Origin of the sequence: Streptomyces coeruleoprunus (assembly GCF_039542925.1) — a bacterium.
In the GTDB taxonomy this organism is placed as follows: Bacteria; Actinomycetota; Actinomycetes; order Streptomycetales; family Streptomycetaceae; genus Streptomyces; species Streptomyces coeruleoprunus.
In genome coordinates this window covers 3,404,670-3,416,169 of sequence record NZ_BAABIT010000001.1, presented here as the reverse complement: position 1 = coordinate 3,416,169, position 11,500 = coordinate 3,404,670, and the positions used below count along the sequence as shown (strand labels likewise).

General features: G+C 69.3%; 10 protein-coding genes and 1 tRNA gene. 6 read left to right on the top strand and 5 right to left on the bottom strand.

Annotated elements, in window-relative coordinates:
* The first annotated feature begins 24 nt into the window (after window positions 1-24).
* Window positions 25-1,176 (top strand): oxygenase MpaB family protein, encoded by a 1,152-nt coding sequence (locus tag ABEB09_RS15005; protein ID WP_345690408.1) that lies wholly within the window; start codon window positions 25-27, stop codon window positions 1,174-1,176.
* A gap of 516 nt (window positions 1,177-1,692) precedes the next feature.
* On the opposite strand, the gene ABEB09_RS15000 is transcribed toward ABEB09_RS15005, so the two are convergent.
* Window positions 1,693-2,238, bottom strand: coding sequence for a PadR family transcriptional regulator (locus ABEB09_RS15000; protein WP_345690407.1), 546 nt, complete (start codon window positions 2,236-2,238; stop codon window positions 1,693-1,695).
* A gap of 94 nt (window positions 2,239-2,332) precedes the next feature.
* On the opposite strand from ABEB09_RS15000, the gene ABEB09_RS14995 reads away from it, so the two are divergent.
* On the top strand, window positions 2,333-2,887 hold the full coding sequence (locus tag ABEB09_RS14995; RefSeq protein ID WP_345690406.1) for a hypothetical protein: 555 nt from the start codon (window positions 2,333-2,335) through the stop codon (window positions 2,885-2,887).
* 96 nt (window positions 2,888-2,983) lie between these two features.
* On the opposite strand, the gene ABEB09_RS14990 is transcribed toward ABEB09_RS14995, so the two are convergent.
* Window positions 2,984-3,057, bottom strand: a tRNA-Gly gene (locus tag ABEB09_RS14990).
* Window positions 3,058-3,535: 478 nt separating this feature from the next.
* Between ABEB09_RS14990 and dcd the strand changes: the two genes are divergently transcribed.
* Together dcd and ABEB09_RS14980 are read left to right on the top strand one after the other, a co-directional pair.
* A complete protein-coding gene (gene dcd / locus ABEB09_RS14985; protein WP_345690405.1) occupies window positions 3,536-4,111 on the top strand; it encodes a dCTP deaminase in 576 nt (191 codons plus the stop codon).
* A 2-nt stretch (window positions 4,112-4,113) separates the two neighbouring features.
* The gene (locus tag ABEB09_RS14980; protein ID WP_345690404.1) at window positions 4,114-4,611 is read left to right on the top strand and encodes a phosphoribosyltransferase; all 498 of its coding nucleotides are present in this window, start codon (window positions 4,114-4,116) and stop codon (window positions 4,609-4,611) included.
* A gap of 69 nt (window positions 4,612-4,680) precedes the next feature.
* On the opposite strand, the gene ABEB09_RS14975 is transcribed toward ABEB09_RS14980, so the two are convergent.
* The 3 genes from ABEB09_RS14975 to ABEB09_RS14965 all read right to left on the bottom strand — a co-directional run bounded on the left by ABEB09_RS14975 (window position 4,681) and on the right by ABEB09_RS14965 (window position 8,704).
* A complete protein-coding gene (locus ABEB09_RS14975; RefSeq protein WP_345690403.1) occupies window positions 4,681-5,607 on the bottom strand; it encodes a Yip1 family protein in 927 nt (308 codons plus the stop codon).
* Window positions 5,608-5,783: 176 nt separating this feature from the next.
* On the bottom strand, window positions 5,784-8,072 hold the full coding sequence (locus ABEB09_RS14970) for a heterodisulfide reductase-related iron-sulfur binding cluster (protein ID WP_345690402.1): 2,289 nt from the start codon (window positions 8,070-8,072) through the stop codon (window positions 5,784-5,786).
* Between the two features lie 107 nt (window positions 8,073-8,179).
* Entirely contained in the window at window positions 8,180-8,704 is a 525-nt protein-coding gene (locus ABEB09_RS14965; protein ID WP_345690401.1) for a sugar transferase, read from the bottom strand.
* Between the two features lie 226 nt (window positions 8,705-8,930).
* On the opposite strand from ABEB09_RS14965, the gene dnaK reads away from it, so the two are divergent.
* Together dnaK and grpE are read left to right on the top strand one after the other, a co-directional pair.
* Complete coding sequence (gene dnaK, locus ABEB09_RS14960; protein WP_345690400.1) at window positions 8,931-10,781, top strand: molecular chaperone DnaK; 1,851 nt, start codon at window positions 8,931-8,933, stop codon at window positions 10,779-10,781.
* Entirely contained in the window at window positions 10,778-11,431 is a 654-nt protein-coding gene (gene grpE / locus ABEB09_RS14955; protein WP_345690399.1) for a nucleotide exchange factor GrpE, read from the top strand. The genes dnaK and grpE overlap by 4 nt, the downstream gene beginning before the upstream one ends.
* Window positions 11,432-11,500: the final 69 nt, after the last annotated feature.

Sequence of the window (11,500 nt, the reverse complement as noted above, 5' to 3'; positions counted from 1 at the left end):
GACAGAGGGAGAACCGCTGTGCCCATGACCGCTGAGAACTTCGCCGCCGAGCTGGAGGTGGCGGCCCAGGCGGGCGACCCGGCCGCCGACGCGCTCGTGTCCGACCTGATCGACAACAAGGAGGTCGACGGGGTCAACCAGCTCTTCCGCACCGTCAACACCCTCAAGCCCGGCATGGACCACTCCCAGTTGCCCCCGCGCCTGGCCGACTTCATGCGCGAGGCCGAGGCCGATCCGCCGGGCTGGACCGAGGCGGACGTGAAGGCCGCGGAAGCCTTCTTCGACCGCCACCACGGCCCGGCGTCCATGCTCCAGGGAACCGTCGGCCTCATCGGCACCTACCTCTCTCCCACGGGCGCCTACACCCTGCGCTCCACCGGCCGCCTCGGCGGCGTGGAGGGGCCGGGCCGGCGCCTGTCGCAGTCCACCCGCCTGTTCCAGGGCATGGGCGACAAGGGCGCCATGCGGGACGGCTCGCTGAAGGCGACGGTCACCAAGGTCCGGCTCGTGCACGCCTCGGTGCGGCAGTTGCACAAGAAGAGCGGCGAGTGGGACTACGCCAAGTGGGGCGAGCCGGTCTCGCAGAAGTACACCACCGGCGCCGCCTGCGTCTTCAGCGTGCAGATCCTCCAGGCCATGCGCAATCTCGGCATCGACGTCTCGAAGGCCGAGGCCCACGGCTTCATGTGCGCCTGGCACTACGTCAACCACTACCTGGGCACCCCGGAGAAGTGGCAGCTGCCCAAGGACGTCGAGCTGGTCGACCGGATGTGGACCAAGGTGCGGGACGACGAGTGGAAGAAGACCGAGGACGGTCTCCACATGACGGACCAGGCCATCAAGTACTACCGGAGCCTCCTCGAGCGGACTCCCGTGGTCACCGACACGTTCATCGCGATGGTCCGTCTGGCGCTCACCGACAAGTACGCCGACATGGCCGGCGTCCCCAGGAGCCCGATCGACCTCTTCGCCAAGCCCGCCGCCGGCGGCCACGGACTCGCAGGCGGTCTCGGCAGCGCCCTGAGCGGCGCCGTCAAGCAGACCACCGGCGTCGACCCGTACAACCAGGCCCTCGGCGCCGGCTCCAAGGTGTTCAACGCGGCCCTGGAGGACGCGGTCACCCACGACAAGGACAAGCAGCCCCAGATGCACCAGGAACTCCACGACGGCCGCTGACCCCGGCAGCCGGGACGCACAGCCGCACAAGCAAGGCCCAGGTCACCGACCTGGGCCTTCGTCTGCCCGCGGTGCGGTGGCGTCTCAGGCCCGAAGGAGGACCAGGACCAGGGCCGAACCGAGGGTGGCGAGGACGAAGCGGGCCAGGACCACGGGGCGCAGCCAGGCGGGGAAGGGGTCGTTGGCCACGCTCGCCGCCTGGGCAACGCGGCAGGGTCTTCCCCCCCCGAGGACGCGGACCGCTACATCCGCGGCCTTTTCCAGGGCGTCGAGCACGCGCTGGGCGATGACACACGCTCACTGCACCAGCTCGCGGGCGACCACGAGACACCGAACGGCATCAACGAGCGCATCCGGACGACGTGGTTCGACACGGCCAACTCCGAGGCTCTGACCAAGGCACTTGACGCGCTCCTCGCCGACCTGAACCAGCCGCGCCGGAACGGGCGACACCGCGGAGTCCCCTCCTGATGATGCGCCGAGTCCGGCACCCGGCGGCCGCCACGACGCCACACCTCAGCCCTGCTGCTCGGCTTCTTCGGCCTCCGCTGCGGCGATCTGCTCCGCCGCCCATGTCGCCCACTCGCGCTGCATGTTCATGAACCGCAGGCCCCATTCGAGCGTGACGCGGCCGTAGGCGGTCAGGTCGCTCTGGTCCCAGGGGACCGAGTCGTCGAGTGCGCGCAGTTCGCCGTAGAGCTGCTCGAAGCGGTCGGCGAGCATCCGCAGGTGGTCGAGGGCCCGCTCCTTCGGCACCGTCCCGAGGAGGAAGACGCGCAGCAGCATGTCGCTGCGCCGCCGGGTCACCGGCTCGGTGTTCAGCAGCCAGTGCCGCAGCTCCTCCCGGCCCGCGTCGGTGATCGCGTACTCCTTGCGGCCGCGGGGCCCCTCGGCGGAGACCGCCAGGAGGCCGGCGTCGGCGAGCCGGGTCAGTTCGCCGTACAGCTGGCTCTGGGTGGCGGGCCAGACGTTCGCCAGCGAGGTCTGGAAGGTCTTCAGCAGGTCGTACCCGCTGGCCGGACGCTCGGCGAGCAGTCCCAGTACGGCATGTCGAAGGCTCATACCGCCACCCTATCCCCTCACCTTCCATGATTGACATGTCACTGAAGGAGCTTCTATCTTCCACATGTCATTAATGGAAGGTCGGAGGCTGAGCATGTCCCACGTCCGCGGCTTCGTGCCCTGGATCGCGTTCGTCGTCGTCGCCACCCGGACGGACTGGCGGTACGGCGCCCTGACCGGCCTCGTGCTGGCGGGCGGCCTGCTCGTCGCCGACCGCAGGGCCGGCCGGCGGTGGGACGAGATCGTGATCGAGACGAGCGGGGTGGCGTTCTTCGCCGTGCTGGGCACCCTGGCCCTGGCCGCCCCCGACTCACCGCTCAGGCCCTACGCGCCCGCGCTGTCGCTGGCGTGGTTGGCCGCGACCGCGTGGATCTCGCTGGCGATACGCCGGCCCTTCACCCTGGGGATCGCCCGGCGCTCGGCGCCGCGCGAGGTCTGGGACGAGCCCCTCTTCCTGCGGATCAACAGGGTCATCACCACCGTGTGGGCCATCGCCTTCACCCTCACCGCGGCGGCCCTGGCGGTCCTGCTGACCCACGCCCCCGACGCCGCGGCGGCCATCATCACGGTCAAGATCGCGGGCTTCACACTGCCCGCCCTGTTCACCGCCCGCTACCCCGCCGCGGCCACCGCCCGCGCCGGAGTCTGAACACGAGGCCGAGCTCCTCGAGTTCGCCCACCTGCGCCGCCTCGCACGGGACGGCGCAACAAACAAGGCCCAGGTCGCCGACCTGGGCCTTCATCGTGGAGCGGGTGACGGGAATCGAACCCGCGCTCTGAGCTTGGGAAGCTCATGTTCTACCATTAAACTACACCCGCGAAGCGGTGCCGGAGATCCGTACCGCATCGTCGCTCACTGTACCTCATCGCCAGCCCCCGGTGTATCGCGCCGCGGGGCTTTTGTCGTGTCGAGTGGCGTCGGTCGCCGTCCGGGGAACGGGAGTTGGGGCGTAGGGTGGGGGTCGGAGTGCCGCCTGGAGTGGTGTCCTGTTCATCCCCTAATGTGGCTGTCTCGTCCACCGCTTGTTGGGGAAAGGACTTGATGGACTCCATGGAGCGCACCGTCGTCCGCTGTGCCGAAGGGCACGTGTTCAGTACCGCCTCGTTCCCGATGCAGCACCTCGGTGCCGGCCGGATCGGGCCCGGGCGGCTTCTTCGCTGTCCTCGGTGCGCGCGGCTGCGGCATGCCGTGCCCGTCGTGCTCGAGCGGCGTTAGCGGCGCCGGCGGTACGGGGTGGTGAGCGCGCGGCGGCCGTCCGATTGGGGCGGGGCCGCGCGCTCTGCGTATCCTCGGGGCGTGCTTCTCTCAGACAAGGACATCCGGGCCGAGATCGATTCCGGGCGGGTGCGCATCGACCCGTACGACGACTCCATGGTGCAGCCCTCGAGCATTGACGTGCGGCTGGACCGCTTTTTCCGGGTGTTCGAGAATCACCGCTACCCGCACATCGACCCCGCGGTCGAGCAGGCGGACCTCACCCGGCTGGTGGAGCCGGAGGGGGACGAGGCGTTCATCCTCCACCCCGGCGAGTTCGTGCTGGCGTCCACGTACGAGGTCATCTCGCTGCCCGACGACATCGCCTCGCGGCTCGAGGGCAAGAGCTCCCTGGGGCGGCTCGGCCTGGTCACCCATTCGACCGCCGGGTTCATCGACCCCGGCTTCTCCGGGCATGTGACCCTGGAGCTGTCGAACCTCGCGACTCTGCCGATCAAGCTCTGGCCCGGCATGAAGATCGGGCAGCTGTGCATGTTCCGGCTGAGTTCGCCCGCCGAGTTCCCGTACGGCAGCGAGCGGTACGGGTCCCGGTACCAGGGGCAGCGCGGGCCCACGGCCTCGCGGTCCTTCCAGAACTTCCATCGGACGCAGGTGTGAGCATGAGTGACGTACGGGAGAACCTGACGTACGAAGGGTTCGGGCGCGCCGTGCGCGAGCTGGCCCAGACGATCGCCGACGACGGCTACGAGCCCGACATCGTGCTCTCCATCGCCCGTGGCGGTGTCTTCGTGGCGGGCGCGCTCGCCTACGCCCTCGACTGCAAGAACATCCACCTCGTGAACGTGGAGTTCTACACCGGCGTGGGCACCACCATGGAGATGCCCGTCATGCTCGCGCCCGTGCCGAACGCGATCGACTTCTCCAACAAGAAGGTGCTCATCGCGGACGACGTCGCCGACACCGGCAAGACGCTCAAGCTGGTGCACGACTTCTGCCTCGACCACGTCGCCGAGGTGCGCTCCGCCGTCATCTACGAGAAGTCGCACTCCCTGGTGAAGTGCGAGTACGTCTGGAAGCGCACCGACGACTGGATCAACTTCCCCTGGAGCGTCGAGAAGCCCGTCGTGCGGCGCAGCGGCCAGGTCCTCGACGCCTGAGCCGGCGGACACCAGGCATCAAGAAGGCCCCCGGTCCTTTCCGGGGGCCTTCTGCGTTTTCCGCGGCTTCTACAGCGTGCCCAGCTTGACCAGCGACAGCAGCGCCACCAGCTGGATCGAGGACGCGCCCAGCGCCTTCGGCCACGGCAGGTCGTGCGACTTGCTCACCATCGAGGTGAACAGCGCGCCCGCCGCCAGCCACGACAGCCAGCCCACGACCTGCACCAGCGAGTTGTCGCCGCCCAGGAACAGGGCGAACAGCAGGCGCGGCGCGTCCGTCATCGCCATGATCAGCATGGAGAGGCCCACCGTCGGCTGCCACGCGCCGTCGCCGCCCAGCTGGCGCGCCAGCGTGTGGGTCACCACGCCCAGGATGACGCCACCGATCACCATCATCACGCCCGTCAGCAGGACGTACGGGACGGCCGTGGACAGCGTCGCGTTGATCGCCTCCTCGCGCGCCTTGTCGAAGCCGAAGAGCGCCAGCAGGCCGTACAGGAAGGTGATGGTCAGCGCCGGGATCCACACCGCGTGGTCCCGCATCTGCCAGAACGTCGGGCCGGGGCGCAGCACGATGCCGCTCAGCAGCTGCTTCCACGGCAGGCGCGGGCCCACGGGGGCCGCGGGGGCCGCGTCCGGGCCGTACGGGCCTGCCTGGCCGTACGGGTCGTCGTGGACACTGAAGACCTGCGTGTGCCCCGGGTTGTTCGCCGCGTACGGGTCGGCGGGGTGGCCGGGGGCGCCGCCGCGGTACTGCGGCTGCTGGGGCTGCTGGTACGCGTGCGGGTGCGCGCCCGGGTGCGGCTGCGGGTTCGGGTGCGCGTGCGGGTCGCCGAAGTACTCGGGCTCGCCGTAGGCCTGCCCGCCCTGCTGCCACTGCTGCTGCCCGTAGGGCGACGGCGGTGTCGCAGGGCCGCCGTACGAGGGCGCCTGCTGCGGTTGACGATGTTGCGGGGTGCGGTTGTCCCGGCCGCGTCCGATCCTGAATCCAGCCACGTCAATGAACGTACCCGGTCTCGCCGGACCGGGCGTACACGGCCGGTTGACTCGTCCTGTTTGCTGCGGAGCTGTGACATCCCCTAGGGGTGCGCGGAGGGGGGCGGAGACGACGAGACGGCCGGTCCTGCCCCCGAGGCAGGTCCGGCCGTCTCGCTGTACGGCGCCGTACGGGCTTACTTCGCCGGTGCGGGCTCCGGCTCCGCGTCGGCCACGCCCTCCTCCGGCGCGTCCGCCTGCGGCGTCCTGACCGACTCCAGCAGCAGCTGCGCCACGTCCACGACCTGGAGCGACTCCTTCGCCGCACCCTCGTTCTTCTTGCCGTTGACCGAGTCGCTCAGCATGACGAGGCAGAACGGGCAGGCCGTCGAGACGATGTCCGGGTTGAGGGACAGGGCCTCGTCGACGCGCTCGACGTTGATGCGCTTGCCGATGCGCTCCTCCATCCACATGCGCGCGCCGCCGGCGCCGCAGCAGAAGCCGCGCTCCTTGTGGCGGTGCATCTCCTGCTGGCGCAGGCCGGGCACCGCGTCCATGATCTCGCGCGGGGGCGTGTAGACCTTGTTGTGGCGGCCCAGGTAGCACGGGTCGTGGTAGGTGATCAGGCCGTCGACCGGCGTCACCGGGACCAGTCGGCCCTCGTCGATGAGGTGCTGGAGCAGCTGCGTGTGGTGGATGACCTCGAACTCGCCGCCCAGCTGCGGGTACTCGTTCGCGATCGTGTTGAAGCAGTGCGGGCAGGTCGCGACGATCTTCTTCGACGACTTGGGCTTCTTGGTGGACTCGTCCTCGTCGTCCTCGCCGAACGCCATGTTCAGCATCGCGACGTTCTCCTGGCCGAGCTGCTGGAACAGCGGCTCGTTGCCGAGGCGGCGGGCGGAGTCACCGGTGCACTTCTCGTCGCCGCCCATGATGGCGAACTTGACGCCCGCCATGTGCAGCAGCTCGGCGAAGGCCTTGGTGGTCTTCTTCGCCCGGTCCTCCAGGGCGCCGGCGCAGCCGACCCAGTAGAGGTAGTCGACCTCCGACAGGTCCTCGATGTCCTTGCCGACGATCGGGACCTCGAAGTCGACCTCCTTGGTCCACTCGACGCGCTGCTTCTTGGCGAGACCCCAGGGGTTGCCCTTCTTCTCCAGGTTCTTGAGCATCGTGCCCGCCTCGGACGGGAACGCGGACTCGATCATCACCTGGTAGCGGCGCATGTCGACGATGTGGTCGACGTGCTCGATGTCGACGGGGCACTGCTCGACGCACGCACCGCAGGTGGTGCAGGACCACAGCACGTCCGGGTCGATGACGCCGTTCTCCTCGGCGGTGCCGATCAGCGGGCGCTCCGCCTCGGCCAGGGCGGACGCCGGGACGTTCGCCAGGGCCTCCTCGGACGCCTTCTCCTCGCCCTCCATGGTCTTGCCGCCGCCGGCCAGCAGGTACGGGGCCTTGGCGTGCGCGTGGTCGCGCAGCGACATGATGAGCAGCTTCGGGGAGAGCGGCTTGCCGGTGTTCCAGGCGGGGCACTGCGACTGGCAGCGGCCGCACTCGGTGCAGGTGGCGAAGTCGAGGATGCCCTTCCAGGAGAAGTGCTCGACCTGCGAGACACCGAAGACGGTCTCCTCGGCGCCCTCCTCGTCGTCGAAGACCGTCTCGAAGTCGATCTCCTTGCCGCCGGACGTCATCGGCTGGAGCGCGCCGAGAGCGGTGGAGCCGTCCGCGTTGCGCTTGAACCAGATGTTCGGGAAGCCGAGGAAGCGGTGCCAGGCCACACCCATGTTGGTGTTGAGCGAGACCGTGATCATCCAGATGAAGGAGGTGCTGATCTTCACCGCCGCGGCGAGGTAGATCAGGTTCTGCAGGGCGCCGACGCCCAGCCCCTTGAACGCCAGGACCAGCGGGTACGAGACGAAGTAGGCCGCCTCGTACGACTCGACGTGGTGGATCGCGCCCTCGAGGCCGCGCAGGACGAGGATCGCCAGGCCGATCGTGAGGATGACGTACTCGACGAAGTACGCCTGCCACGCCTTGGAGCCGGCGAAGCGGGACTTGCGGCCGGCCCGGGAGGGCAGGTTCAGCAGCCGGATCACCATGAGCACGCCGATGCCGACGACCGTCATCAGGCCGATGAACTCGGTGTACATCTCGAACGGCAGGAAGCCGCCGACGAGCGGCAGGACATAGTCGGCCCGGAAGAGCTGGCCGAAGGCCTGCGCCAGGGTCGGCGGCAGGGTCAGGAAGCCGATCGCGACGAACCAGTGGGCGAAGCCGACGATGCCCCAGCGGTTCATCCTGGTGTGGCCCAGGAACTCCTTGACCAGCGTGATCGTTCGCTGCTTCGGGTCGTCCGTGCGACTGCCGGCCGGGACCGGCTGGCCGAGCCTCACGAAGTGCCAGATCTGTGCGACGGCTCGGGCGACGAGTGCAACGCCGACCACGGTCAGGGTCAGCGACACAATGATCGCGGCGAGTTGCATGGGGGCTCCTCGGGCCTGCGAAGTAGCAGGATCAGCGTGGCGGGATCAGCACTGATGCAGTGCACTACTAAGCGGTAACTTATTCAGTCCGTGCTGAGCGTACCCACTTATTCCGCCGCACTGTAGCCGCGTCGGCGGTGATCTGCGTCGCTCAGGTCGGCCTCACCACGGGGGGCGGTGAGCAGCGCCGCAGGCGTACGGAGGAGCAGGGCGACGTCCAGCCCGATCCCATGGTGCTCCACATAGTGCTGGTCCAGCATCAGCGGCTCGTCCCACGGTAGCCCCGAGCCCCCTCGTACCTGCGCCAGGCCGGTCAGTCCCGGCTTGACGCTCCGGCGCCAGCGGGCGTCCTCGCCGGGCGCCCCGGGCGGCAGCGGCGCCGGCCCGACGAGCGACATCTCTCCCCGTACGACATGGGGCAGCCGCGACAGGGTGGCCAGGTGCCGGTGGCGGGTCCGCAGGGTGCGCAGCGTGAAGGGCCGGCCGTCCAGGCCGGTGCAGGCCTCGCGGGCGAAGACCCCGCCGGGCGGCCGGCGCAGGGCGGTGGCGGCCGCGGCGGCGGCGAGCAGCGGGGCGGTCAGCGCCAGCAGGGCGGAGCCCAGCGTCAGATCCAGGATGCGTTTGAGGTGCACGGCTCACTCCTGCCCGTTCCGGGGTGGTTCCATGGAGCATGCGGCTTTTGTCGCTTCTTTGCCAGCTCCTCCGCCGCGCCGCCGGTGTCGCCGCCGGTGCGCCTCCGTCGTGTTGCGCATAAGGCCCGGATAAAAGTTGAGTCGGACCGACTCAGGTCTGTTGACTCGCTCGAACCGCTCGTGCATCCTTGAGCCTGTTCCACTCAAGTCAGCTGGAGGAATTGAAATGGCACGTGCGGTCGGCATCGACCTGGGCACGACTAACTCCGTCGTCAGCGTTCTGGAAGGCGGCGAGCCCACCGTCATCACCAACGCCGAGGGCGCCAGGACCACGCCGTCCGTCGTCGCCTTCGCCAAGAACGGTGAAGTCCTCGTGGGTGAGGTCGCCAAGCGGCAGGCCGTCACCAACGTCGACCGGACCATCCGCTCGGTCAAGCGCCACATGGGCACCGACTGGAAGATCGAGCTGGACGGGAAGAACTTCAACCCGCAGCAGATCAGCGCCTTCGTGCTGCAGAAGCTGAAGCGGGACGCCGAGGCCTACCTGGGCGAGAAGGTCACGGACGCGGTCATCACCGTCCCGGCCTACTTCAACGACTCCGAGCGTCAGGCCACCAAGGAGGCCGGCGAGATCGCGGGCCTGAACGTCCTGCGCATCGTCAACGAGCCGACCGCCGCCGCCCTGGCGTACGGCCTCGACAAGGACGACCAGACCATCCTGGTCTTCGACCTCGGTGGCGGTACGTTCGACGTGTCGCTGCTGGAGATCGGCGACGGCGTCGTCGAGGTGAAGGCCACCAACGGTGACAACCACCTCGGTGGTGACGACTGGGACCAGCGCATCGTCGACTTCCTGGTGAAGCAGTTCGCCAGCGGCCACGGCGTGGACCTGTCCAAGGACAAGATGGCCCTCCAGCGCCTCCGCGAGGCCGCCGAGAAGGCCAAGATCGAGCTGTCCTCGTCCACCGAGACCTCGATCAACCTGCCGTACATCACGGCCTCCGCCGAGGGCCCGCTGCACCTGGACGAGAAGCTCACCCGCGCCCAGTTCCAGCAGCTGACCTCCGACCTGCTCGAGCGCTGCAAGATCCCGTTCCACAACGTCATCAAGGACGCGGGCATCCAGCTCTCCGAGATCGACCACGTCGTCCTCGTCGGTGGCTCGACCCGTATGCCGGCCGTCGCCGAGCTCGTCAAGGAGCTGACCGGCGGCAAGGAGGCCAACAAGGGTGTGAACCCGGACGAGGTCGTCGCCATCGGCGCCTCGCTCCAGGCCGGTGTCCTCAAGGGTGAGGTCAAGGACGTCCTGCTCCTCGACGTGACCCCGCTGTCCCTCGGCATCGAGACCAAGGGCGGCATCATGACCAAGCTGATCGAGCGCAACACCACGATCCCGACCAAGCGGTCCGAGATCTTCACGACGGCCGAGGACAACCAGCCGTCGGTGCAGATCCAGGTCTACCAGGGCGAGCGCGAGATCGCGGCGTACAACAAGAAGCTCGGCATGTTCGAGCTGACCGGCCTCCCGCCGGCCCCGCGCGGCGTCCCGCAGATCGAGGTGTCCTTCGACATCGACGCCAACGGCATCATGCACGTGACCGCCAAGGACCTCGGCACGGGCAAGGAGCAGAAGATGACCGTCACCGGCGGCTCCTCGCTGCCGCAGGACGAGGTCAACCGGATGCGTGAGGAGGCCGAGCGGTACGCGGAGGAGGACCACAAGCGCCGCGAGGCCGCCGAGACCCGCAACCAGGGCGAGCAGCTCGTCTACCAGACGGAGAAGTTCCTCAAGGACAACGAGGACAAGGTCCCGGCCGAGGTGAAGACCGAGGTCGAGACGGCGCTGGACGAGCTCAAGGAGAAGCTGAAGGGCGAGGACACCGCGGAGATCCGCACCGCCACCGAGAAGGTCGCGGCCGTCTCCCAGAAGCTCGGCCAGGCCATGTACGCCGACGCCCAGGCCGCCCAGGCCGCCGCCGGCGCGGACGCCGGTGCCGGCGCCGGCGCCAAGGCCGACGACGACGTGATCGACGCCGAGATCGTCGACGACGAGAAGCCGAAGGGTGGGGCCGCATGACGGAGGAGACCCCGGGCTTCGAGGACAAGCCCGACGTCCCCTCCGGCGCCACCCCTGACGACGCCGCCGAGGCCGCTGCCGAGACCTCTTCCACCGAGGAGGGCTCGGCGGCCCCGGCCGGGGACGCGAACCAGACGGCCGGCCTGACGGCCCAGCTGGACCAGGTGCGCACCGCGCTCTCCGAGCGCACCGCGGACCTCCAGCGGCTCCAGGCCGAGTACCAGAACTACCGCCGCCGGGTCGAGCGCGACCGGGTGGCCGTGAAGGAGATCGCCGTCGCGAACCTCCTCACGGAGCTGCTGCCGGTGCTCGACGACATCGGCCGCGCCCGGGAGCACGGCGAGCTGGTGGGCGGCTTCAAGTCGGTCGCCGAGTCGCTGGAGACCGTCGCCGCGAAGATGGGCCTCCAGCAGTTCGGCAAGGAGGGCGAGCCCTTCGACCCGACGGTGCACGAGGCGCTGATGCACTCGTACGCGCCGGACGTCACCGAGACGACCTGCGTGGCGATCCTTCAGCCGGGGTACCGGATCGGCGAGCGGACCATCAGGCCCGCGCGCGTCGCCGTCGCCGAGCCCCAGCCCGGCGCGGCACCGGCCGCGAAGGACGAGAAGTCGGCCGACGAGGAGAACGGTGGCCCCGAGGAGGGCTGACAGCCTGAGGGCCGGCGGTCGACTGACCGCCGGCCCCGGGGCTGACGCAGTGATCGTCCGGGAGGAGGG

Coding starts and splice junctions, on each gene's coding strand:
- ABEB09_RS14995 (WP_345690406.1), top strand. CDS start 2,333: ATGTCCCACGTCCGCGGCTTCGTGCCCTGGATCGCGTTCGTCGTCGTC.
- grpE (WP_345690399.1), top strand. CDS start 10,778: ATGACGGAGGAGACCCCGGGCTTCGAGGACAAGCCCGACGTCCCCTCC.
- ABEB09_RS14980 (WP_345690404.1), top strand. CDS start 4,114: ATGAGTGACGTACGGGAGAACCTGACGTACGAAGGGTTCGGGCGCGCC.
- ABEB09_RS15005 (WP_345690408.1), top strand. CDS start 25: ATGACCGCTGAGAACTTCGCCGCCGAGCTGGAGGTGGCGGCCCAGGCG.
- dnaK (WP_345690400.1), top strand. CDS start 8,931: ATGGCACGTGCGGTCGGCATCGACCTGGGCACGACTAACTCCGTCGTC.
- ABEB09_RS14970 (WP_345690402.1), bottom strand. CDS start 8,072: ATGCAACTCGCCGCGATCATTGTGTCGCTGACCCTGACCGTGGTCGGC.
- ABEB09_RS15000 (WP_345690407.1), bottom strand. CDS start 2,238: ATGAGCCTTCGACATGCCGTACTGGGACTGCTCGCCGAGCGTCCGGCC.